The sequence below is a fragment of the Jeongeupia sp. USM3 genome (assembly GCF_001808185.1).
Taxonomy (GTDB): Bacteria; Pseudomonadota; Gammaproteobacteria; order Burkholderiales; family Chitinibacteraceae; genus Jeongeupia.
The window spans coordinates 1,750,660-1,774,159 of sequence record NZ_CP017668.1; the positions used below are offsets into that span (position 1 = coordinate 1,750,660).

Consider the following 23,500-nt stretch of genomic DNA (forward strand, 5'->3'; position numbering starts at 1 on the left):
GTGTCCCAGCCCGACATCAGCCCCTCGCTGGGGCCGCTCTACCGCGACCACCACCGCTTCCTGCACGGCTGGTTGCGCCGCAAGCTCGGCTGCAGCGTCGAAGCCGCCGACCTGACCCACGATACCTTCCTGCGCCTGCTGATCGCACCGGAACGCTGCGCCGGCATCATCGAGCCGCGCAGCTTCCTGACCACGATCGCCCGGCGGGTGATGATCGACCATTTCCGCCGGCAGGCGCTCGAACGCGCCTATCTCGACGTACTGGCACAGCAGCCCGAAGCGCTGGCACCGTCGCCGGAGGAGCGGGCCTTGCTGCTCGAAACGCTGGTCGAAATCGACGCGATGCTCGACCGGCTCAACCCCAGGGCACGACAGGCCTTCCTGCTGTCGCAGCTCGAGGGGCTGAGCTACGCCGACATCGCGGCGCGGCTCGAGGTGTCGGTCAGTTCGGTGAAGAAATACATGGCCAAGGCCATCGAACACTGCCTGCTGTTCCAGCATGAATACTGAGCCCGATCGCGCCGCGCTGCGGCAGGCCGCCGCCTGGTATGCGCAGTTCTGCTCGGGCGAGGCAACGGCTACCGACACCGCCGACTGGCAGGCCTGGCTCGCCGCCGCACCGGCGCACCGGGCCGCGTGGCAAAGGGTCGAGCAGCTGCAGGCCCGGCTGCAGCAGTTGCCGACGCAGATCGCGGCCGGCACCCTGCAGCGCGCGCCGGACGATCCGGCAATGCAGCGCCGGCGGGCGCTCAAGCTGGTCGTGTTCGGCCTCGGCGGTGGCGTGATCGCCCTCGGCAGCCGGCACTGGCTGCCGTGGGGGCAGGCCGACTACCGCACAGCCGCCGGCGAACGTCGCGAAGTCCGGCTGGCCGACGGCTCGACGCTGTGGCTGAACACCGCCAGCGCCGCCGACGTCCGTTTCGACGCCACGCTGCGGCAGGTCCGGCTGCGCGACGGCGAAATCCTGATCCGCACCGCCCGCGACGCGCGCCCCTTCGTCGTCGACACCGACCACGGCCGGGTCCGCGCGCTGGGCACCGAATTCACCGTGCGGACCGGCGACGACGCGACCGAAGTCACCGTGCTGGCCGACACGGTCGAGATCACCCCGGCGGCGCTGGCCGGCCCGGCCGCAATGCTGCGCGCCGGGCAGACGCTGCGCTTTACCGCCGGCGGCGTCGGCCCGCTCGAAGCCGCCGGCCCGGCGCCGGCGGCGTGGATCAACGGCCGGCTGATCGTCGACGACCGGCCGCTCTCCGACGTGCTCGCCGAGCTGGGGCGCTACCGGCAAGGCGTCGTCCAGTGCGATCCGGCCGTCGCCGGCCTGCGCGTGTCCGGCGCTTTCGATCTGGCCGATACCGACGCTGCGCTCGCGGCGCTGGCGCAGACCTTCCCGATCCGCATCGGCTACCGCAGCCGCTGGTGGGTGCGTGTCGGGCCCGCCTGATTTTTTTAACGATGCATTGTCCCTTTCGCGGTCCCCGTTCGACCTACCGGGTGAAGCCTTCCATTTGACCCGGAGTCCCCCGATGTTTTCGTCCCCTTCCCGCCCCCGCAGCGCGCTGACCGCCGTGCGCTGCGCGGTGCTTGCCCTCGCGCTCGGCAGCCCCGTTGCCGTCGCCGCCCCCGCCGAGCCCGCACGCCAGTATGCGGTACCCGCCGGGACGCTCGGCGCGGCGCTCGGCCAGTTTGCCGCGGCGGCCGGCATCACGCTGTCGTACAACGCGGCCCAGACCAAGGGGATGAGTTCGCCCGGGCTGAAAGGCAGTTTCGGCATTGACGCCGGGCTGGCACAGCTGCTGACCGGCAGCGGTCTCGTGGCCACGCAGACATCGCCGGGCGTGTACACATTGCGGGCGAAAGCCGCGAGCGCCAGCGCCGACAGCACCGCGCCGGCAGAGACCACGCTGGCGACGGTCAGTGTCGTCGGCGACTGGCTGGCCGACGCCAATGCGCTGACGGTGTTCGAGCACGCCGGCGCGCGCGACGTGATCCGCCGCGACGAACTCGACGCGCTCGGCGCAACGACGATGCGCGAAGCGCTGAACCGCACGCCCGGCGTCGTCGCCCCCGAGAACAACGGCACCGGCAGCCACGACATGGCGCTGAACTTCGGCATCCGCGGCCTCAACCCGCGGCTGGCATCGCGCTCGACGGTGCTGATGGACGGCATCCCGGTGCCGTTCGCCCCGTACGGCCAGCCGCAGCTGTCGTTCGCGCCGGTGTCGCTGGGCAATATGGACGCGGTCGACGTCGTGCGTGGTGGCGGCGCCGTGCGCTACGGCCCGCAGAACGTCGGCGGCATCGTCAACTTCGTCACCCGCGCGATCCCGAAGGACTTCGGCGCCCACGTCGAGGTCCACGGCGAGATCAGCCCGGCGTCGAGCGTCGACTCGCCCAAAACCACGACATCGCTGATGGTCGGCGGCACCAACGAACAGGGCCTGGGCGGCGCGCTGCTGTATTCGGGCGTGCGCGGCAGCGACTGGCGCGAACACAGCGACACGACCATCGACGACGTGATGCTCAAGGGCAGCTACCGGATCGACCCGTTGCAGACGCTGTCGGGCACGCTGCAGTACTACGAAGGCCGGGCCGACATGCCGGGCGGACTGAGCACTGCCGATTACGCCAAGGACCCGTTCCAGTCGACGCGGCCGTACGACAGCTTCTGGGGCCGGCGCACGCTCGCCAGCGTCAGCTACGCCTACAAGCCCGACACGACGCGCGAGTTCACCGCCACCGGCTTCTACACCACGACGCTGCGCAGCGGTTATCTCGACCAGGGCAGGAACCTGACGCTGTCGCCGCGCGAATACTGGGTCCGCGGTGTCGAAACGCACTATTCGCAAGTGTTCAGCCTGGGCGACGTCCGCCACGAAATCGGCGTCGGCTACCGCTTCGTCAGCGAAGCCAGCCACGAGCTGCGCTACTGGCGCCCCGCCAGCAGCGGCACGCTGCCGGACACGTCGAGCCCGGTCGACCGTGACACCCGCGGCGCGACCACCGCAAACGCCTTCTACCTCGACGACCGCATCGACGTCGGCAACTGGACGATCACGCCGGGCATCCGCTACGAGATGATCCGCTCGCACCAGGACAACGTCCGGACCGGCAAGCGCGACGCCGGCAACTACAACGTGCCGCTGCCGGCGCTGAACGTGCTGTACCACGTCAACGAAGCGTGGAACGTCTACGCCAATACCGAAGGCTCGTTCGGCACCGTGCAGTACAGCCAGATGGGCAAGGCAGTCGCCAGCGGCAGTGTCGAGCCGGAGAAGGCCCGCACCTGGGAAATGGGCACGCGCTACAACGACGGCATCGTCCAGGCCGAGATCGGCGCCTTCCTGATCAACTTCGACAACCAGTACGAGAGCAATCAGGTCACCGACAGCGTCACCGCGCGCGGCAAGACCCGGCATCAGGGCATCGAGACGGCGGCGCGCTACCAACTGGCCGCACTGGATGCACGGCTGAAGGGCCTGAGCGGCCACGCCAACTACGCCTATGTCGACGCGACGATCCGCGAGGCCGGCGCCAACTACGGCAATCAGGTGCCGTTCTCGCCCAGGCACAAGGGCCTGATCGGGCTCGACTACCAGCGCGGCGGCTGGCGGATCGGCTTCAACGGTCAGGTGCAGTCGGGCATGTATGCCGACAACGCCAATACCGAGCAGGAAAACGCCCGCGGCAACAACGGCCGGATTCCGGGCTACATGATCTGGGGCATCGGCGGCGGCTACGATTTCGGCCCGGCGCTGGCCAACCTCGAGCTGAGCTTCGGCATCAAGAACCTGTTCGACCGCCGCTACTACACCCGCTCGTTCGACGACAACAACGCTGGCAAGTACGTCGGCGAACCGCGCACGGTCTACCTGCAGGCGGCAGCGAGCTTCTGATCGCCCCGGTACCGGCATGAAAAAAGCCGCCCGAGGGCGGCTTTTTTCATTGCGCGGCGAACATCAGCCGTTGCAGCCGCAGCTGCCGCCGTGCACATGCTCGCGGTAAGCGCCGGCTTCGACCACCAGCTTGCGGCCTTCGGCGATCGCCTTGCGGGCTTCGGCCGTCGCTTCGAGCATGTTCGCCAGCGCGGCTTCGGTTTCCGGCCAGCCGCGGGTCTTCAGGCCGCAGTCCGGGTTGATCCACAGCCGGTCGGCCGGGACGACGTCGAGCGCCTTGGCGATCAGCCGCAGCATTTCGGCCACCGGCGGCACGCGCGGGCTGTGGATGTCGTAGACGCCCGGGCCGATCTCGTTCGGGTAGGCGAACTCGCCGAAGGCTTCGAGCAACTCCATGTCCGAGCGGCTGGTTTCGATGGTGATCACGTCGGCGTCCATCGCGGCGATCGCCGGCAGGATGTCGTTGAACTCCGAGTAGCACATGTGGGTGTGGATCTGCGTGCTGTCGACGACGCCCGATGCCGAGATCCGGAACGCACGGCCGGCCCATTCCAGGTACGCATCCCAGTCGCTGCGCTTGAGCGGCAGGCCTTCGCGGAACGCCGGCTCGTCGATCTGGATCACCTTGATGCCGGCGGCTTCGAGGTCGACGACCTCGTCGCGGATCGCCAGCGCGATCTGCAGCGCGGTGTCGCGGCGCGGCTGGTCGTCACGGACAAACGACCACTGCAGGATCGTCACCGGGCCGGTGAGCATGCCCTTCATCGGCTTGGCCGTCAGCGACTGCGCGTAGCGGCTCCACGCGACGGTCATCGGGTTCGGGCGCGAAACATCGCCGAAGATCACCGGCGGCTTCACGCAGCGGCTGCCGTAGCTCTGCACCCAGCCGAAGCGGGTGAAGGCGAAACCGGCCAGCTGTTCGCCGAAGTACTCGACCATGTCGTTGCGTTCGGCTTCGCCGTGCACCGGCACGTCGAGGCCCAGCGCTTCCTGCTTTTCGACCGCGAGGCGGATCTCGGCCTGCATCGCGGCAACGTAGTCGGCCTCGGCCAGCGCACCGCGCTTGAACGCGGCACGTGCGGCACGGATGTCCTGCGTTTGCGGGAAGGAGCCGATCGTCGTCGTCGGCAGCAGCGGCAGCTTCAGCCATTCGCGCTGCGCGGTCGCACGCTGCGCATACGGGCTGTGGCGCTCGGCGTCGCTGCTCACCAGCGCGGCCAGACGGGCACCGACGGCGCGGTTGTGGATGCGCGTCGACGTCGCGCGGCTTTGCGCCACCGCGTCGCTGGCAGCCAGCGCCGCCGCAACCGATTCGCGACCGTTTTCCAGCGCCTGCTTGAGCAGCGCCACCTCGGCGAGCTTCTGCTTGGCGAACGCCAGCCACGACTTCAGCTCGGCGTCGAGCTGGTCCTCCGAATCCAGATCGACCGGGCTGTGCAGCAGCGAGCAGCTAGCCGCGACCCAGAGCTTGTCGCCCAGTTGGGCCTTGGCGGCTTCGAGCTGCGCGAGCTTGGCGGACAGGTCGGCGGCCCAGATGTTGCGGCCGTCGATCACGCCGGCGCTGAGGACACGGTCGGCCGGCCAGGCGGGCAGCAGCGCATCGAGCTGCGCCGGTGCGCGGACCAGATCGAGGTGGACGCCGGACACCGGCAGCGCATTGATCAGCGCGGCATGCTCGACGACGCTGTCGAAATACGTGCCCAGCAGCAGCTTGACACCGGCCGCGGCGAGTTCGCGGTAAGCCGGGACGAAGGCCGCCTGCCATTGCGCGTCGAGCTCGAGCGCGAGGACCGGTTCGTCGATCTGCACCCACTCGACGCCGCGCGCGGCGAGCTTTTCCAGAATGCGGCGGTAGGCCGGCACGATCCTGTTCAGCAGCTCGAGCTTGTTCCAACCGGCAGTCTTGGTCTTGGACAGGTAGAGGAAGGTCAGCGGGCCGACCAGCACCGGCTTGACCTTGTGGCCCTGCGAGCGGGCTTCGTCGATTTCATAGAACAGCCAGTCGACACCGCCGTCGAAGGCCGTTGCCGCGTCGAGTTCCGGCACGATGTAGTGGTAGTTGGTATCGAACCACTTGGTCATTTCCATCGCCGGCTGTTCGGCATTGCCGCGCGCCAGTTCGAAATACTGTTTCAGGCTCAGGTTCCTGGCGTCGAAGCCGAAACGCGCCGGCAAGGCGCCGAGCAGCGCGGCGGTACCGAGCATCTGGTCGTACCAAGCGAAATCGCCGACGGCAACGAAGTCGAGGCCGGCGTCCTTCTGCCAGTCCCAGTGGCGGCGGCGCAGCGTGCTGCCCACGGCAGAGAGTTCGGCCTCGGACGATTCGCCGCGCCAGAAGCTTTCCACGGCGAACTTCAGTTCGCGTGATCCGCCGATGCGCGGGAAACCCAGAACATGAGCAACAGTCATTTCATCAATCCTTTTGTATGAGTCGCTTGCATGATGCGCGTTGCGGCATCTATGATTCAAACTCATTATTTTCAGACAAAATGTGAACGTCATTCATGCAATCGATCCTCGAACTGCGCCACCTGAAAACCCTGGCGGCGATCCGCGACACCGGCAGCCTGACGCGCGCGGCCGAGCGGCTGCACCTGACGCAGTCGGCGCTGTCGCACCAGTTGCGCCAGCTCGAAGAGCACTACGCAATGCCGCTGTTCGCGCGCAAGTCGGCGCCGCTCAAGCTCACGCCGGCCGGCGAGCGGCTGGTGGCGCTGGCCGACGGGGTGCTGCCGCAGATCGCCGGCACCGAGCGCGACATCGCCAAGCTGCGCGAGGGCGAGGCCGGCAGCCTGCGCATCGCGGTCGAATGCCATACCTGTTTCGACTGGCTGATGCCGGCCATGGATACCTTCCGCGGCCGCTGGCCCGAGGTCGAGCTCGACATCGTCTCGGGTTTTCATGCCGACCCGGTCGGCCTGCTGTTCGACGACCGCGCCGATCTGGCCATCGTCTCCGACATCGACGCCGAAGCGCGCATCCACTTCGCGCCGCTGTTCGCCTACGACATGGTCGCCCTCGTCGCCAACGACCACCCGCTCGCGGGCAAGCCCTGGCTGTCGGCCGAGGATTTTGCCGACGAGACGCTGATCACCTACCCGGTGCCGGACGAGATGCTCGATCTGGTCCGCCAGGTGCTGAAGCCGGCCGGCGTGAACCCGAAGCGGCGCACGACCGAGCTGACGGTGGCGATGCTGCAGCTCGTCGCCAGCCGCCGCGGCATCGCCGCGCTGCCGCGCTGGAGCGTGCAGCACTACCTTGATCGCGGCTATGTGGTCGCCAAGCCGGTCACCGAGGGCGGGCTGACGGCAAGGCTGTACGCGGCAATGCCGTTTGATCGCGCCGGCGCCGCCTACCTGCGCGATTTCGTCGACATCGTCCGCGAGGTCAGCGCGGCCGAGCTGCCGGGAATCCAGCTCACGCTGTAGAACCCACGCCATCTGGCCACGGCGCCTGCGCATCCCGCTCTCGTCCGGTGCTCCTCGCCCCCAAAGGGGCTTCCTTCGGGGCACCCTCATGGACCACCATGTCCGTTCCGGTGTCTGCGCGCCGGACGAAAGCGGCCTGCCTTGGCTCGCCGGCCTACCGGAGCGGGTTGCCGGCTGATGCGTCCCGGATCGCCGCGACGCTGTTCACCAGCAGCCGCTGGTGTTCCATCAGCGCGCCCTGCAGCACCATGTTGAACGGGTTGGCGCTGTCGGCCGGGGTGTACGGCGTATCGAGGTAGGCGTGCGCCGGCGGCTCGGCCCGGCGGTGCTCGAAATACGCCGCCAGTTGCTGGTGGACTTCGTTGATCTGCGCCAGATGCGCAAACACATGATCGCGAAACGCCGGCTCGAGCAGGCCAAACAGCTCGCGGCTGTCGCCGAGTTTGCGCAGCAACCCGGTACCGCTGTCGATCAGCGCGAGCCGGTGCTCGAACAGCGCCACCTCGCCGCCGTAGCGCCGCAGATGGCGGCGGCCGTGCGGGCCGTAGTCGGCCTTGAAGTTCGCCAGCTGCGCGCGGGTTTCGAGCTGCGACTGCGTCAGCGGGTCGAGGCAGGCCGGCGTCAGGCTGGCGAGCGATCGCGTCGCGACCACCGCCTCAAACAAGGCGGCAAGCTGGCGGCTGCCGCGGTGCGCCAGCTGGTGGAAGCGGTAGCCCTGATCGGGCGGCAGCACCAGCAGCTCGACGGCAAACCCGATCGCCATGCCGACCGCAACCGCGAACATCCGCCCTTCGGCCGCCGCCAGATCGCGGCCGAAACCGGCGACAAGGCAGATCGCGATGCCCATGCTGGTGAGCCGGAACGCATCCGGAAAGCGCTTGACCAGCATGAACATGACGATGGCGACGAGCACGATGATCGCCATCGGCTCGGGCACCAGCGGGTAGAGCGCAAAGCCGATCGGGATCGGCACCAGATTGGCCATCGATCGTTGCAGAAAATACTTCTTCGACGTTTCGATCGACGGCCCGAGCCCGAGCGACAGCCATGCCGACGACGCCATCGTCTCGGCAATGTAGGGCTGGGCGCCGAACAGCGTCGGCAGACCGTAACCGAGCAGGAGCGCGATCAGCAGTTTGGCGAAGCGCCCGTCCTGCGAGATCGACAGCGCCGAGAGTCGGTCGCGTAGCGTCATGGCCGGTCTCCGTTCCGAAAGCCGCTACCCTGCCACGAACCGGCGCATCGTGCACCGGTCCGCGATCAAGGCGGCCGCTATTGCAGCTTGAACTGCACCCGCGTGCTCGGGTCCTTGTCGCCGCTCTTGGCGGTCGCGTCGAGCTTGGCGCGGGTCAGGAACAGCCGGTCTTCGGACACCCCGGCGGCGAGCAGCGCATCCTTGACGCCGCGCGCGCGCCGGTCGGCGAGCTGGGCGAGATCGGTATCGGACACCGGCAGCTCGGCCAGCAGGATCTTCTCCATCTCGTCCGGCGGCAGCGATTTGCTCAGCCCGATCATATTGGTCGGTTTCTTGATGTCGGCCGACTTGTAGACGCGCTTGAGCAGTTCGGGCTTCTCCGCATCGCTGATCTTGATGTCGTCGACCGACTCGCCGCCCTGCGAGGCATCCTTGGCCTTCAGCGCGCGCATCCTTTGCCGGATCATCCGCTCGCGCAGGCCCGGGATGTCCTTGTCGCGGTCGACCCAGCCGGTGATCTCGAGCTTGAGCGCCGGCCGGTCCGACAGCGCCTGCGCCAGCTGCTTGATGCCGTCCTGCGCCGCCGGTTCGAGCCGCGCCGACCCCGGCGCGAAGCCGACGTAAGAGAGGCTCGGCCCGCCGCCGATCGCCGATGCGATCAGGTCGAACGGCGCGGTGACGGCCTTTTCGAGCAGGTTGACGATCACCTGGACGATCAGCCCGCCGACGCTGAAGTCCGGGTCGTCGAGCGAGCCTGCAATCGGCAGGTTGACGTTGATCTGGCCGCGCCGGTCGGTCAGCAGCGAGAGCGCGAACTTCACCGGCAGCTTGGTCGCCTGCGGGCTGTCGACCTTGTCGCCGAGCGTGAGCTGGTCGAGCAGCAGCTTGTTCTCGGCCTTGAGCTTGTTGTCGTCGATCTTGTAGTGCACGTCCATCGACAGCTTGCCCTTCTCGATCCCGTAGCCGGCGTACTTGGCCGAATACGTCGACGCCGACGCCAGCTCGTAGCCCTTCACGCCGGCCTTGATGTCGATGTAGCGCTTCTTCGCCAGCGGGTTGATTTCGCCCGAGATCGTTACCGGCGCGATCCGGTCGACGCTGCCCTTGAGGTCGAGCCTGGCGCGGGTATCGTCGACCGACGACAGCCCGGTGATCGTGCCGCCCATGTCGGTCAGGTTGGCGGTGTAGTTCGGCTTGATGAAGAGGTCGGTGTAGTTGATCCGGCCCTTGGCCAGCGTCACCTTGTCGACGCGGACCGGTGTCACCGGCTTGGGTGCGGCCGCCGGCAGCGACGCCTCGCGCACGCGCGCACCGGCGACGGTTCTGGTTTCGCTGTCGCTCGTCTTCGCCGCAACGGCCACTTCGTCGGGCACCGGCCCGGTGCTGTCGCCGGCGGCGATGTCCTTGAGGTTGAGCTGGCCCTTTTCGGTCAGCACCAGCCGCGCGTAGTAGTCGCTGAGGTTGACGTCGCGCACCGCGATGTTCAGCGGGTCGAAGCGCGTGTCGATGCCGTTCAGCGCCAGATTGCCCCAGCGCAGCAGGTCTTCGCCGCTGTTGCGGTCGATCGCGTGCAGGCGGGCGATGCCGGCATTGCCGCGGTAGCGGCCCTTGAAGCCGCTGGCCGTGTCGAAATCGAGGTCGCCCTTCGCCGAGATCCGGCCACTGACGAGGTCGATGTTCAGGTAGTGGGCGAAGTAAGGCTGGGTCGGCGACGCATCAAGGCCGCGCGCGTCGATCCTCAGCTTGCCCGACAGCGGCAGCAGCTTGAGCGCGCCCTGCGTCGCCAGGCTGCCCTTGCCGTTGCGGGCCGACAGCTTGAGCTGCGTCGACACGACGTCGGGCCAGGCGAACGGCCCGGCGTCGAGCGCGATCCGGTCGAACACCAGCGGCACCGGCTTTTCGAGCGCGCGGTCTTCGAAGCTGAGCCTGAGCCGGTTCAGTGCGATCTTGTCGACCACGACATGGATCGGCTTCTCGGCCTTGGCCGCGCGCTTCGATGCGCCCCTGTCGGTCGCGACTTCGGCGGTCCTGGCAAGGTTCTGCAGGTTGAGCTTGCCGTCGGCCTGGCGCACCAGCCTGATCGCCCCGCCGTCGATGCCGACGCGGGCGATCTGCAGCGTGTTGTCGTCGTTGCCGTAGCGGATGCCGTCGACGTCGAGCGCGTCGATGTCGATCACCCGCTGCTTGTCGAGCAGCGAGCGGGCGCCTGCAACGTGCAGCTTGCCGTCGTCCAGCCGGAAGCGCGGCCCGGCCTCGCCGGCGGCAAACTGGTAGTTGCCGGCAACGCCGAGCGTACCGGCCTCGGGCTGGGCGTAGGTGTAGTTGCGGTAGTAAGGCAGGTAGTCGACGACGGGCAGCGCCTCGACCGTGAAGGTACCGGTGGCCGCCAGCGGCTTCAGCGTCAGTTGCGACGTCGCCGCCAGCTTCTCGCCGTGGCTGCCGTCGGCCGAGAACTCCACTTTTGCCGGCGCCTTGGCATCGCTGCCCAGCCCGTCGGCATGCAGCTTCAGCCCGCTCAGCGTCGTCGACACCGCCGGGCTGACCGCCGCGTCGCGCCAGTCGATGCGGCCGTCGTCGAGCGTGAAACGGCCGATGCTGTAGCGCAGCGCTTCGCCGGCCTTCTCTTGGGCAACCGCCGATGCCGTCGGCGCCGGTTTGGCAGTGGCCGGTGCCGGCGGAACCAGCCGCTGCCAGTTCAGCACGCCGGCGGCATCGCGGCTCGCCGCCAGTTGCGGCGACACGATGTTCAGCGACTTCAGCCGGTAGATGCCGGCCAGCGGCTCGACCTGCCCTGCCTCGGCCTTGATCGACGCAACCGACAGCAGCGGCTGGTCCTTGCCGCCGACGAAGGCCAGCGCATTGAGCGCGAGCTTGCCGTCGAGCCGTAGCGTCTGCGTCTTGCCCTGGCTGAACACGAGCTTCAGGTCGCTGTCGAGCTTGCCCGAACTCAGCCGGCCGTCGAGCTTGAGCGGCACGTACTCCCAGAAGCGCGCCAGATCGAGGTCTTTCCAGTTCAGTGCGAAATGCGTCTCGCGCCGGTCCTCGAACGGCTTGGTCGTGCCGCTGAGCGCGAACGGTGCACCATCGAGCTTGAGCGACAGCTTCGGTTCGACGTCGGTATCGATGAACACCGGCAGGTTCGAGACGAACGGCACGCCGAGGTCGATCGCATCGACCCGGTGCTGCTGCTTGAGCAAGCGGTCGTCGAAATCGACGCGACCGCCGCTGACGCGGATGTTGTAGACGGCGAAGCGTTGCGGCTCGCCGGTCGACGGCGGCGCGGCGCGCGCCTTGTCGATCAGGTCGGAAATGTTGTAGCGGTTCTCGCCCGTCCGGACAAGGCGGAAATAAGGCTGGTCGATCTCGAGCGATTCGAGCACCGGCGCCAGCCGGTAGAGCGACTTGAGCGTCGCATTGGCTTTCACCTGCTTGAACGCCAGCACCGGCTTGCCGGCTTCGAGCACGCGAAAATCGTCGATGCGCGCGGTCAGCGTGAACGGATTGACCGCCAGTTCGCCGATCGTCACCTGCCGGCCGCCGAGCGCCTGCGACAGCGCGGCCTCGATTCGCGGCTTGGCCAGCCACGGCAGCAGGCCGGCACCGAGCGCGCCGATCAGCGCGATGACGACCAGAAGTACCAGCGCCACCCTGCGCACGCGTTTGCCATTGAGCACCCGACCGAGTGCTGCCGCCGATTTCATGCGCCTTGCCCCATCCTTTGTACCATGTCCGATATTCTAGTCCGCAACGATCACCGACCATAACAGCATATTCCTATTGCAAATCCGGGCGCACTCGGGAAGACATCGTCATTTGACTCGGACGGTCAACGGCATAGAATCAGGAACTCCAGAGCCAAAGAAACAGAGCCGTGGTGTTTTCCCTATTCCGCAAGAAAGACGCCGGCAGCAACGGGCCGGCGACGCAGCCACGCAGCGAAGCGCCGACCCGCCCGCCAGAAACGCCGGCCCCCGCCGCCGCACCGTCGCCCGAGCCTTACAATCTGAGCGAGCTGGCGATCGAGGTCGAAGAGGCCGCATCGCACCTGAGCCCGGTCGAGGAAGAAGCCGTGGTGCTGCACGCCAACAGCCAGGACGCGCTGGCGATCCGGGCGCTGGCGAGCCATCTGCCGACGATCGCAGGACAGCGCCGCAGCGAGAGCTGGCTGATGCTGTTCGAGCTGTACCAGCAGGTGGACGATCGCAAGGCCTTCGACGAGCTGGCGCTCGGTTACGTGCTCGAGTTCGAAATCTCGCCGCCGCCATGGCGTGGCGGCACGGCCACCGTCCGCGACAGCGCACCGGCGCAGGGTGGCAGCTATGTCGCGCTGCCGGCCAAGCTGGCCGCCAACAGCTTCGAGCAGGAGCTCGAGCGGCTGATCGGCGCGTGCACCAGCGGCAACACCGTGCGGATGGATTGCACCAAGGTCCGCGAGATCGATCCGTTCGCCGCGGCCGAGCTGCTGTTGCTGTGGCCGCGCGTGCGCAAGCAGGGCGTGATCCTGCAGGTACTCGGTGCCGGTACGCTGGCCGAGCTGCTGGCGTCGAAGATCGAGACCGGCCGCCGCCAGCCGGCCGAAGCGCCGTACTGGCTGCTGCTGATCGAACTGATGCAGGCAACCGGCGACGCCGAACGCTTCGAGAACATCGCCATCGACTACGCGATCACCTTCGAGGTCTCGCCGCCGTCGTGGGACGACAGGCTGGCCCCGCAACAGCCGGCACCGAAAACACCGCTGCAGGCCGCGCAGGCACCGACACCGTCGCCGACCTCGCCCGACCGGCTGATCATCAGCGGCGAGCTGACCGGCGGCGCGCCGCAGGCACTGAGCCAGATCCGCGAGTTCGCCCGCCAGCACGGCAAACCGACGCTCGATTTCGCCGCCGTTACCCGGGTCGACTTCGAAACCGCCGGCCAGTTGCTGAACCTGACGATGGAGCTGCTCGGCAGCGGCCACACGCTCGCGTTCGGCCGCGTCAACGAACTGGTCTACGGGCTGATGCGGCTGATGGGCATCGCCGACATGGTCAGCGTCAGCCGGCAATCGTAACGCCCGCGCGACTCTTGAACCGGGGCCCTTCGGGCCCCATTTGCTTTGAATCACTTACACCGGCGGGACACAGCATGCAGCAATTCGACGGCACCACGATCGTATCGGTCCGCCGCGGCGAACACGTCGCGGTCGGCGGCGACGGCCAGGTCACGCTCGGCAACATCGTCATCAAGGGCACCGCGCGCAAGGTGCGCAAGCTCTACAACGACCGCGTCATCGTCGGCTTCGCCGGCGGCACCGCCGACGCATTCACGCTGATGGAGCGCTTCGAGGCCAAGCTCGAAAAGCACCAGGGCCAACTGACCCGCGCCGCCGTCGAGCTCGCCAAGGACTGGCGCACCGACCGGATGCTGCGCCGGCTCGAGGCGATGCTGATCGTCGCCGACAAGACCCAGACGCTGGTCATCACCGGCAACGGCGACGTGCTCGAGCCCGAGGAAGGCATCGCCGCGATCGGCTCGGGCGGCGCCTACGCCGAATCGGCCGCGCGTGCGCTGTTCCTCAATACCGAGCTGCCGGCCGACGTGGTGGTGAAGAAGGCGCTCGAGATCGCCGGCGACCTGTGCATCTACACGAACCAGAACCACACGATCGAAACGCTGTAAGAACCCATCCCATTCGCCGGCTGCGCCTGCGCATTTTGCCCCCGTCCGGTGCTCGGAATCCTCATGGACCACATGTCCATTCCGGTTCCTGTGCTTCGGGCGGGACCAAACTGCTTTGGCTCGCTCGACGACTGAGATGGGTCCCGCGATCTAGCTCGTCAGCATCGCTGCTAAAATCGCTGCCATGGCCGATACCCTCACCTGTCTGCAGTTCCTCGGTGCCGAGCACTTCACCTCGGGCGCCGACATCGCCAAGGCGCTCGAGCTGTCGCGCGCCAGCGTCTCGACCGCGCTTGCCCATGCCGAGGACTACGGCGTCACGCTGACCCGCCGCACCGGCGCCGGCTACCGGCTGGCGAACCCGATCGAGTGGCTCGATCCCGCGCGCATCCGCGCGGCCTTGCCGGCCGGCTGCGCCATCGGCGTCGACATCCTGCTGCGCACCGATTCGACCAACCGCCGGCTGCTCGCCGCGCCGGAGCACGGCAAGGCACTGGCCGCCGAATGGCAGGACGGCGGTCGCGGCCGGCTTGGCCGCCGCTGGCTGGCCCGGCTCGGCGGCAGCCTGATGTTCTCGCTCGCATGGCGCTTCGAAGGCGGCACCGCCGGCCTGTCCGGACTGTCGCTGGCCGTCGGCGCCATCGTCGCCGAAGCGCTGCACGACGCCGGCGTCACCGGCATCAAGCTCAAGTGGCCGAACGATCTGCTGCTCGACGGCGCCAAGGTCGGCGGCATCCTGATCGAGATCAGCGGCGATGCAATGGGCCCGACCGACGCCGTCATCGGCATCGGCCTCAACCTGATCGCACCGGCGGTCACCGACCAGACGTGCGCCGGGCTCGCCGAACACGGCCTCGTTCCCGGCCGCAACGTGCTGCTGGCGCAACTGCTGGCGGCGCTCGAGACCGGCTTGAACGCGTTCACCGCCAGCGGTTTCGCACCGTTCAAGCCGCGCTGGGAAGCGTTCAGCGCCTGGCACGGCCAGCAGGTCGAACTGGTCGCACCCGACGGCAGCCGCCGCAGCGGCGTGCTGGCGGGGCTGGCCGACGACGGCTCGCTGCGGCTGGCGACCGGTGCCGGCGAACTCGTCGTCCACACCGGCGACCTGAGCCTTCGGCGCGCGACACCATGAGCAAGCTCTTTCTCGACCTCGGCAATACCCGGCTCAAGTGGGCCAGTGCCGACACCATCGGCGGCTGGCTCGAACACGGCGATGCCGCGCACGATGCGCTCGACACCGCATTTGCCGCGTGGCGGACGCTGCCTGCGCCGATGTCGGTGCACGGCGCCTGCGTCGCCGCGCCGGCCTTGCGCGAACGGATCGACGCCTTCGTCCGCGCGCACTGGGCATGCGCAATCGACTGGCTGGCACCGTCGCGGCATGCGCTCGGCGTCGAAAACCGCTACCGCCGGCTCGAACAGCAAGGCCCGGACCGCTGGGCCGCCGTGCTCGGCGCGCGCGCGCGCTATCCCGGCGAAGCGCTGGTCATCGCCAGCGCCGGCACCGCGCTGACCGTCGATGCGCTCACCGCCGACGGCATTTTTCTCGGCGGCATGATCCTGCCCGGCTACCGGCTGATGAAGCGCTCGCTCGCCACCGGCACCGCCCGGCTGCCCGATGCCGAAGGCCATCTGCACGACTACCCGACGTCGACCGAAGATGCGATCGAAACCGGCATCCGCACCGCGCTGGCGGCCAGCGTCGACGCGATGGTTGCGCGCCTGCACGCGCGCGGCGAGACACCTCGGCTGTTGCTGGCGGGCGGCGATGCATCACAACTGACACCGTTGCTTAACACGCCGGCAACGCTCGTCGATAATCTCGTGCTTCACGGGCTGGCGGCGCTGGCCTTCGCCCCCCAACCCGCTCCCCGCCCCGACCACGGATCGCCGCACGTATGAAATGGTTTCTGGCCGCGCTCGTCGCACTCAACCTGCTGTTCTTCGGCTACACCCGCCTCGTTGCCGACCAACCGGCCGGCGAAACGCGCGCGCCCGAAATCGCCGCCAGCCAGGTCAGCCTCGTCAATCTGGCCAAGGTCGACCCGACGCCACCGACGCCGAAGCCCAGCCCGACTCCGACTCCGACTCCGACTCCGACTCCGACTCCGACTCCGACTCCGACTCCGACTCCGACTCCGACTCCGAAGCCTAGCCCCACGCCGCCGGCACAGGCACAGGCCACGACCGCCGGCATCTGCCTGCGCTGGGCCGGGCTCACCGGGCCCGATGTCGATACCGCCCGCGGCAGGCTCAAGGCGCTCGGCATCGCCGCGCAGGAGCACGGCAGCGGCGAGAACGCCCGCGTCTGGGTCTACATCCCGCCGCTGGCCGACCTCGACGCCGCGAAAAAGAAGGCCGAGCAGCTCGCCGAACTCGGCGTCGACGACTACCTTGTCGTCAACGACGGCAAGCGCTGGCAGAACGCAATCTCGCTCGGCGTGTTCTCGAGCCGCGAGGCGGGCGAACGCAGGCTGGCGCAGCTGCAGGCCAGGGGCGTGCGCTCGGCGGTGGTGCGCGAGCGTGACGACGGGCTGAAGCCGACGAGCTTCGTCACCGCCAGGGTCACGCCGGAACAGCAGCAGAAGCTGCAGAAGGCCAGCGGCCAGCTCCGCGGCGCGCAGCTGCAGGAAACCGCCTGCAAGTAAGCGCAGAACTCAGCGTGTACCGGCAGGTGGCCGCGCTTAGAGCGGCTAACGAAACCCAGCGTAGCGGTGCTGGCAAGGCGTACGAAACGCAGACAGTACGAGCAGTACGACAAGTGAGTACAACGCCGCCAGCAGGGTTTTGTTAGCCGCTCTCAGTGCCCCGCACCATCCCAGCGCGCATAGTCGCCAACCTCGGGCTGCGGGCCGGTCATCGTCGCCAGCGACATCAGCGGCTGGATCTGCTCGACCGTCAGCACGCCGCCACGGTCTTCGATCATGCCCAGCCTTTGTGCAGGATCGCCGTTGAGGCTGTCGACGGGCAGTGCAAAACTGCGCAGCCGGTACAGCTGCAGCGTATCGCCGGGCCGCAGCCCGGCGGCGGTACCGGCATCGAGCACCACCTGCCCCTGCGACAGACCGACGACCCGGGCCGAGAACGGCTGGCAGCGGATTTTCTCGGCGATGACCTCCGCCGCGCTGTCCAGCTGGCTTGCGACCACCCGGCCGTAATCGCCGTTGACAAAACCGGCACCGGCGACCGCCTGGCGCGGATCGCCGAGCACGTCGCCGCTGGCGTCGGCCTGCAGCGGATAACGGCCGAGCAGGGCGCCCGAGACACCGTCGAACAGGTAGAGCGTTGCATCGAAATTCCGCGACGACGGCGTGCGCTTGAGGCCGAAACCGAAGAAATCGACCAGCGGCAAACTCAGCGACAGCTTGCTCTCGCCGGGCTTGACCTGCGTGCCGATCGCCGGCATGAAGCGCGTACCGGTCGTCGACGCATCGTCGAGCACGCCGCCGACGACGAACTGGCTGCCGTAACGTCGCGCCAGTTCGCGGACGCGTTCGGGCTTCCACTGCACGTCGACATTGCCCGGCTGCAGCATGAACGCGCCCTCGCCCGGCGCGACCCTCGCGCTGAGCTTGCCGCCACTGTCGAGCCGGCGCCGCAGCATGTCCTGCGTGCCTTCGAGAAACTGCGGCAGGTCGGCGATCTGGCCGGGCTGGCGCACGACAAAAGGCAGGACCACGACCGAGCGCTTGAACAAGCGCGGCGGCGGAGCTGGCGGCGCCTCGACGGCCTGTGCAGCTGCCGGTTCGGCAACCGCAGCCCCGGCCGCCGGAGCCGGCGGGTCGGATTGCAGCGGAAGCGGCTCGGTGTGCGGTGTCATCGTCGCCGCCAGCGCCCGGTCGACATCGACCGTCTGCCGGCCCAGCTGCGAACTGTCCAGCGGCATGACGACGACGTCGTCGGCCGCCTGCACGGCGCCGGACAGCAGGGCGAACGTGGCAACGAATCGGGCTAGGGACATGCGCGGGCTTCCGGCGGGAGATGCAGCGAGTCTAGATCAGCCGGCCTTGCGGCGGAATACCAGATCCCAGACGCCGTGGCCGAGCTTGATGCCGCGGTTCTCGAACTTGGTCAGCGGCCGGTAATCCGGGCGCGGCGCGTAGCCGTCGGAGGTGTTCTCGAGCAGCGGCTCATTGGAGAGCACCTCGAGCATCTGCACTGCGTAGTCTTCCCAGTCGGTCGCCAGATGCAGGTAGCCGCCGACCCTGACGCGCGACGCCAACTGTTTGACGAAATCGGGCTGGACCAGCCGGCGCTTGTTGTGGCGCTTCTTGTGCCACGGATCGGGAAAGTAGATGTGCACGCCATCGAGGCAGCCCGGCGTGAGCATGTGCTCGATCACCTCGACCGCGTCGTGCTGGACGATGCGGATGTTGGTGATGCCCTGCTCGCCGACCAGCTTGAGCAGGCTGCCGACGCCGGGCGTGTGCACCTCGACGCCGAGGAAATCGGTATCCGGGCGGCCGGCGGCGATCTCGGCGGTGGCCTGGCCCATGCCGAAGCCGATTTCGAGCACGCGCGGTGCGGTCCGGCCGAAGGCCGCGGTCAGATCAAGCGCTTCGGCCGTGTACGGGATGCAGAACGTCGGGCCGAAATCGGCGATCGCGCGTTCCTGCCCGAGGGAAAGGTGGCCCTGACGCAGCACGAAGCTGCGGATACGGCGCATGTAGTGGGGATTGTCCATCTCGGTCTTTTCCAAGCAAAAGCGCCGCAGGGCGGCGCTTTTTTCAACGATGCGCGATTATAGCGTCACGATCGCCGGCACGGCATGCCTTACAGCGCCAGGCTGTAGTAGCGGTAGACGGTATCGAGCTCGTAACCGAGCGATTCGTACAGCGCCTGCGCGCGGCTGTTGCCGTGCGCGGTCGACAGTTCGAGCTGCGATGCCCCGGTCGCGCGGGCGTGCTCGGCGGCCTTGGCCATCAGCAACCGCGCCACGCCGGCGCCGCGCGCGGATTCGGCAACGTAGAGGTCCATCAGGCTCCACGTCCGCGTCGCGGCAATCGAGCTGAAATAGGGATAGAGCTGGATGAAGCCGCAAGCCGCGCCATCGACTTCGGCGAGCAGCAGCACCGATTCGCGCAGGCGCAGGCGCTCGGCCAGAAAGGCGCGGGCGACGGCGGGGTCGCTCGGCTGTTCATAAAACACCCGGTAGGCGTCGAACAAAGGCGCAAGCCGGTCGAGGTCGTCAAGGCCGGCATAACGGACGACCACGTCGTACGGCTTGTCGTTCTGGTCTGAGGTCATCGTGCGCTCCGGCTCGAAAAGCGCCAGAGTGTAAGACCAAAGACAGCGGCTTGCTACAGCTTCAGTACATAGCCCTGAAACTCGGTATCGCGCCGATAGCCGAGCGATTCGTACAGCGCCTGCGCCGCCTGATTGGCATGCGCCGTCGACAGCCGCAGGCTGGCCGCGCCAGTGGCCTGCGCATGCTCGCGGGCCTTGCCCATCAGCGCCCGCGCCGCGCCCTGCCCGCGTGCCGCCTCGCTGACGAACAGGTCGTTGAGCAGCCAGACCCGACGCATGCCGACCGAGGAAAACAGCGGGAACAGCTGGACGAAGCCGACCGGATGACCGCCGGCTTCGGCGAGCAGCAGTACCGATTCGCGCAGGGCCAGCCGCTCGCCCAGGTAGGCACGCGCGCCGTCGACATCGCTCGTCTGCCTGTAGAACTGCCGGTAGGCGTCGAACAAGGGCACCAGAACGTCGAGGTCGTCGAGGCTGGCGTAGCGGACGGTGGTCATCAAGGCTCCCGGATATGAAAAAGGCGGTCATTCGGCCGCCTTCTTGTGATTTGCTTACTTGCTGCTGATCATACCGAAAAGCGGGCTCGACGGGTCGGCGCTGTAGAGCTTCTTCGGCATCCTGCCGGCGAGGAAAGCCTCGCGGCCGGCGTCGACCGCCAGCTTCATCGCATGCGCCATCCGCACCGGGTCGCGGGCGGCGGCGATCGCGGTATTCATCAGCACGCCGTCGCAACCGAGTTCCATGCCCACCGTTGCATCGGATGCGGTACCGACACCGGCGTCGACCAGCACCGGCACATTCGACTGCTCGATGATCAGCCGCAGGTTCCACGGGTTGAGGATGCCCATGCCCGAACCGATCAACGACGCCAGCGGCATGATCGCGCAGCAGCCGATCTGCTCGAGCTCCCTGGCAATGATCGGGTCGTCCGAGGTGTAGACCATCACGTCGAAGCCTTCCTTGACCAGCACCTCGGCGGCCGTGAGCGTTTCGCGCACGTTCGGGTACAGCGTGTTCGGATCGCCGAGGACTTCGAGCTTCACCAGCTTGTGGTCGTCGAGCAGCTCGCGCGCCAGCCGCAAGGTGCGGATCGCGTCATCGGCCGAATAGCAGCCGGCGGTGTTCGGCAGGTAGGTGAACTCGGACGGGGGCAGGTAGTCGAGCAGGCTCGGCTCGCCGGCGTTCTGGCCGATGTTGACCCGGCGGATCGCCACGGTGACGATCTCGGCGCCCGAGGCGTCGATCGCCGCACGCGTCTCGGCGAAGTCCTTGTACTTGCCGGTACCGACCAGCAGGCGCGAGTTGTAGGTTTTGCCGGCAATCTGGAACAGGTCTTGAGCTTGGGTCATAGGGCCTCTCAGGGAACGTCATAAGCGCATTTTCGCCCCGGCAAGCGTCGCGAGCGGGCGCAGGGCAAGGAATAGCACTGGAGCAACCGGAATGGGCGTTTGGCCCATGAGGATTGCGAAGCGCGCATGACGCAGCCATGCGTCCGCGCAGTAGCTTGATGGGCGAAAATCAGCCGCCGCCGACGGCAACGACCATCTCAAGCACATCGCCATCGGCAAGCTGCGTGACGGCGTGCGTGCTGCGCGGCACGATCTCGCCGTTGCGCTCGATCGCGACGCGCTTGCCGCTCAGTTCGAGGGCGACGATCAGTTCGGAAACGGTCAGCGGCGCGGCGAAGGCCTTGGCTTCGCCATTGATGGACAGCTGGATCACGACAGCGGCCTTGGTTCGGAATGGAGTGCGGCGATTTTATCACGCCCCACCGACCAGTCCTTGACCGAACTCAGGCGCGCACCCGCTGCAAGCGGTAGATCACCGGCAACTGGCGCAGCCGGCGCATCACCCGCGCCAGATGCACCCGGTCGTGCACCTGCAGCGTGAACTGGACCTGGATGTAGCGCTCGCCCTCGGCTTCCTGCGTCGTCACCGCGCCGATATTGGCCTCGGCATCGCCGATCGCCGTGGCGATCTGCCCGAGTACGCCGCGCTGGTTGTCGGCGAGCACGCGCACCGGCACGTCGAAGAAGCGCTCGACCTGCGGATCCCATTCGACGTCGATCAGCTTCTCGGCGTCGACGTGGCCCTTGGCGAGCAGCGGACAGTCGTGGGTATGGATGACCAGGCCCTGGTCCTTCTTGACGATGCCGAGGATCGGGTCGCCCGGGATCGGGTTGCAGCAGCGGCCGAACTGCACCGCCATGCCCTCGGTGCCGCGGATCGTCATCGCCGCGGTCCGGCGCGCACCGCCCCCCTCTTCGCGCCACAGTCCGGCCAGTTGCAGCAGCCGCTTGACGACGACGACGGCCAGCCGCTTGCCGAGGCCGATGTCGGCCAGCACTTCGTCCTTGTCGCGGGCGTTGTTTTCCTTGACGTAGCGGTCCCAGACGTCGTCGTCGAGCTCGACCGGCGCCTGGTGCAGGGTCGAGAAGCCCTGCTCGAGCAGGCGCTCGCCCAGGGTCACCGATTCCTCGAAGCGCATGCTCTTGAGGAAGTGGCGGATGTGGCTGCGCGCCTTGCCGGTGGTGACGAAGGTCAGCCAGCTCGGGTTCGGCTTGGCGTGCGCGGCGGTGACGATCTCGACCTGGTCGCCGTTCTTGAGCTTGGCGCGCAAGGGCACCAGCTCGTGGTTGATCTTGGCGGCGATGCAGCGGTCGCCGATGTCCGAGTGCACCGCGTAGGCGAAGTCGACGCAGGTCGCGCCGGCCGGCATCGACAGGATCTTGCCCTTGGGCGTGAACACGTAGACCTGATCCGGGAACAGGTCGACCTTGATGTGCTCGAGGAACTCGATCGCATCACCCGATTCGGACTGCAGCTCCAGCAGGCTCTGCAGCCACTGGTGCGTCTTCTGCTGCACGTCCGAGAACGACTCGTCGCCGCTCTTGTACATCCAGTGGCTGGCGACGCCGGCGTCGGCGATCCGGTGCATCTCGGACGTGCGGATCTGGATCTCGATCGGCGTGCCGTAGGGGCCGAACAGCGTCGTGTGCAGGCTCTGGTAGCCGTTGGACTTCGGGATCGCGATGTAGTCCTTGAACTTGCCGGCGATCGGCTTGAACAGCCCGTGCAGCGCGCCGAGCGCCAGATAACACGTCGGCACGTCCTTGACGATGACGCGGAAGGCATAGATGTCGAGCACTTCCGAGAACGACAGCGACTTTTCCTGCATCTTGCGGTAGATGCTGAAGAGGTTCTTCTCGCGCCCCGACACCGCCGCGTCGAGCCCGGCGCCCATCAGCTGCGCGCGCACCGCGTCGAGGATCTTGCCGACGACCTCGCGGCGGTTGCCGCGCGCGGCCTTCAGCGCCTTCGAGAGCACCGCATAGCGCCGCGGATGCATGTACTTGAACGACAGGTCGTCGAGTTCCTGATAGACCGCGTTCAGACCGATCCGGTTGGCGATCGGCGCATAGATTTCCATCGTCTCGCGGGCGATGCGCTTCTGCTTGTCCGGCCGCATCGCATCCATCGTGCGCATATTGTGCAGCCGGTCGGCGAGCTTGATCAGGATCACCCGCAGGTCGCGCGCCATCGCCAGCAGCATCTTGCGGAAGTTCTCGGCCTGCGCCTCTTCCTTGCTCTGGAACTCGAGCTTCTCGATCTTGCTCATGCCGTCGACGAGATCGGCGACGTGGCGGCCGAACTTCTCGGTGATCTCGAGCTTGGAGACGCCGGTGTCCTCGACCACGTCGTGCATCAGCGCGGCGGCCAGCGCCTGCGCATCGAGATGCCACGCGGTCAGGATCGTCGCGACGGCGAGCGGATGCGAGATGTACGGCTCGCCCGACTGGCGCGTCTGGCCGCGGTGGGCGATCTCGGAGAACTTGAACGCGCGGGCGAGGAAGTCGCGGTCTTCCGGCTTCAGGTAGCCGGTGTCGTCGGACAGGAAGCTGTTGGCCGCATCAAGGACATGCGGCGCCTGGGTGGCGAGCTCGGGGAGTTCGTGCGGGCTTATCGCGGGCATGTGCCCGCCTTTGCCTGCCAGCGCGGGCAGGCCGGGTCGTCAGTGTGGCGACACCGTCGTTTCATCGTCGTTCGCGGCCCGGACACGCCGGGCCGGCTCC

At 67.7% G+C, this 23,500-nt stretch carries 19 protein-coding genes; 9 read left to right on the forward strand and 10 right to left on the reverse strand.

The window, feature by feature from the left end; translation table 11 throughout:
* The 3 genes from BJP62_RS08305 to fecA all read left to right on the forward strand — a co-directional run bounded on the left by BJP62_RS08305 (window position 1) and on the right by fecA (window position 3,899).
* Window positions 1-510, forward strand: coding sequence for a sigma-70 family RNA polymerase sigma factor (locus BJP62_RS08305; RefSeq protein ID WP_070528818.1), 510 nt, complete (start codon window positions 1-3; stop codon window positions 508-510).
* Complete coding sequence (locus BJP62_RS08310; protein ID WP_070528821.1) at window positions 500-1,447, forward strand: FecR domain-containing protein; 948 nt, start codon at window positions 500-502, stop codon at window positions 1,445-1,447. The genes BJP62_RS08305 and BJP62_RS08310 overlap by 11 nt, the downstream gene beginning before the upstream one ends.
* 82 nt (window positions 1,448-1,529) lie before the next feature.
* The gene (gene fecA / locus BJP62_RS08315) at window positions 1,530-3,899 is read left to right on the forward strand and encodes a TonB-dependent Fe(3+) dicitrate receptor FecA (RefSeq protein ID WP_070528823.1); all 2,370 of its coding nucleotides are present in this window, start codon (window positions 1,530-1,532) and stop codon (window positions 3,897-3,899) included.
* A 63-nt stretch (window positions 3,900-3,962) separates the two neighbouring features.
* Here fecA and metE read toward each other — a convergent pair whose 3' ends face one another.
* Window positions 3,963-6,308: a 5-methyltetrahydropteroyltriglutamate--homocysteine S-methyltransferase gene (gene metE, locus BJP62_RS08320; RefSeq protein ID WP_070528827.1), complete on the reverse strand. Its 2,346-nt coding sequence runs from the start codon at window positions 6,306-6,308 to the stop codon at window positions 3,963-3,965.
* Window positions 6,309-6,403: 95 nt separating this feature from the next.
* Here metE and BJP62_RS08325 point away from each other — a divergent pair, with 95 nt between their 5' ends.
* On the forward strand, window positions 6,404-7,327 hold the full coding sequence (locus BJP62_RS08325; protein ID WP_070528833.1) for a LysR family transcriptional regulator: 924 nt from the start codon (window positions 6,404-6,406) through the stop codon (window positions 7,325-7,327).
* Between the two features lie 154 nt (window positions 7,328-7,481).
* Here BJP62_RS08325 and BJP62_RS08330 read toward each other — a convergent pair whose 3' ends face one another.
* Together BJP62_RS08330 and BJP62_RS08335 are read right to left on the reverse strand one after the other, a co-directional pair.
* Window positions 7,482-8,522 carry an aromatic acid exporter family protein gene (locus BJP62_RS08330; RefSeq protein ID WP_070528835.1) on the reverse strand — a complete coding sequence of 347 codons (1,041 nt, stop codon included), beginning with the start codon at window positions 8,520-8,522 and terminating at the stop codon, window positions 7,482-7,484.
* A gap of 77 nt (window positions 8,523-8,599) precedes the next feature.
* Window positions 8,600-12,223 (reverse strand): DUF748 domain-containing protein, encoded by a 3,624-nt coding sequence (locus BJP62_RS08335; protein ID WP_070528838.1) that lies wholly within the window; start codon window positions 12,221-12,223, stop codon window positions 8,600-8,602.
* A gap of 170 nt (window positions 12,224-12,393) precedes the next feature.
* Here BJP62_RS08335 and BJP62_RS08340 point away from each other — a divergent pair, with 170 nt between their 5' ends.
* The 5 genes from BJP62_RS08340 (at window position 12,394) to BJP62_RS08360 (ending at window position 16,828) form a co-directional block, all read left to right on the forward strand.
* Window positions 12,394-13,572 (forward strand): lipid asymmetry maintenance protein MlaB, encoded by a 1,179-nt coding sequence (locus tag BJP62_RS08340; protein WP_070528840.1) that lies wholly within the window; start codon window positions 12,394-12,396, stop codon window positions 13,570-13,572.
* Window positions 13,573-13,646: 74 nt separating this feature from the next.
* Window positions 13,647-14,180 (forward strand): ATP-dependent protease subunit HslV, encoded by a 534-nt coding sequence (gene hslV / locus BJP62_RS08345; RefSeq protein WP_070528843.1) that lies wholly within the window; start codon window positions 13,647-13,649, stop codon window positions 14,178-14,180.
* Between the two features lie 184 nt (window positions 14,181-14,364).
* The gene (locus BJP62_RS08350) at window positions 14,365-15,312 is read left to right on the forward strand and encodes a biotin--[acetyl-CoA-carboxylase] ligase (RefSeq protein WP_070528846.1); all 948 of its coding nucleotides are present in this window, start codon (window positions 14,365-14,367) and stop codon (window positions 15,310-15,312) included.
* The gene (locus tag BJP62_RS08355; protein WP_070528849.1) at window positions 15,309-16,082 is read left to right on the forward strand and encodes a type III pantothenate kinase; all 774 of its coding nucleotides are present in this window, start codon (window positions 15,309-15,311) and stop codon (window positions 16,080-16,082) included. The genes BJP62_RS08350 and BJP62_RS08355 overlap by 4 nt, the downstream gene beginning before the upstream one ends.
* On the forward strand, window positions 16,079-16,828 hold the full coding sequence (locus BJP62_RS08360; RefSeq protein ID WP_070528851.1) for an SPOR domain-containing protein: 750 nt from the start codon (window positions 16,079-16,081) through the stop codon (window positions 16,826-16,828). Before BJP62_RS08355 ends, BJP62_RS08360 begins: the two co-directional genes overlap by 4 nt.
* 152 nt (window positions 16,829-16,980) lie before the next feature.
* On the opposite strand, the gene BJP62_RS08365 is transcribed toward BJP62_RS08360, so the two are convergent.
* The 7 genes from BJP62_RS08365 to BJP62_RS08395 all read right to left on the reverse strand — a co-directional run bounded on the left by BJP62_RS08365 (window position 16,981) and on the right by BJP62_RS08395 (window position 23,400).
* Window positions 16,981-18,141, reverse strand: coding sequence for a flagella assembly protein FlgT middle domain-containing protein (locus BJP62_RS08365; RefSeq protein ID WP_070528854.1), 1,161 nt, complete (start codon window positions 18,139-18,141; stop codon window positions 16,981-16,983).
* Between the two features lie 36 nt (window positions 18,142-18,177).
* Window positions 18,178-18,864 carry a tRNA (guanosine(46)-N7)-methyltransferase TrmB gene (gene trmB / locus BJP62_RS08370; protein WP_083300794.1) on the reverse strand — a complete coding sequence of 229 codons (687 nt, stop codon included), beginning with the start codon at window positions 18,862-18,864 and terminating at the stop codon, window positions 18,178-18,180.
* Between the two features lie 89 nt (window positions 18,865-18,953).
* Window positions 18,954-19,427 carry a GNAT family N-acetyltransferase gene (locus BJP62_RS08375; RefSeq protein ID WP_070528858.1) on the reverse strand — a complete coding sequence of 158 codons (474 nt, stop codon included), beginning with the start codon at window positions 19,425-19,427 and terminating at the stop codon, window positions 18,954-18,956.
* A 53-nt stretch (window positions 19,428-19,480) separates the two neighbouring features.
* Complete coding sequence (locus BJP62_RS08380) at window positions 19,481-19,924, reverse strand: GNAT family N-acetyltransferase (RefSeq protein WP_070528860.1); 444 nt, start codon at window positions 19,922-19,924, stop codon at window positions 19,481-19,483.
* 54 nt (window positions 19,925-19,978) lie between these two features.
* The gene (locus tag BJP62_RS08385) at window positions 19,979-20,776 is read right to left on the reverse strand and encodes a thiazole synthase (protein WP_070528863.1); all 798 of its coding nucleotides are present in this window, start codon (window positions 20,774-20,776) and stop codon (window positions 19,979-19,981) included.
* A 169-nt stretch (window positions 20,777-20,945) separates the two neighbouring features.
* The gene (thiS, locus tag BJP62_RS08390) at window positions 20,946-21,149 is read right to left on the reverse strand and encodes a sulfur carrier protein ThiS (RefSeq protein ID WP_070528866.1); all 204 of its coding nucleotides are present in this window, start codon (window positions 21,147-21,149) and stop codon (window positions 20,946-20,948) included.
* A 70-nt stretch (window positions 21,150-21,219) separates the two neighbouring features.
* Window positions 21,220-23,400, reverse strand: coding sequence for a bifunctional (p)ppGpp synthetase/guanosine-3',5'-bis(diphosphate) 3'-pyrophosphohydrolase (locus tag BJP62_RS08395; protein ID WP_070528868.1), 2,181 nt, complete (start codon window positions 23,398-23,400; stop codon window positions 21,220-21,222).
* Window positions 23,401-23,500 lie beyond the last annotated feature (100 nt).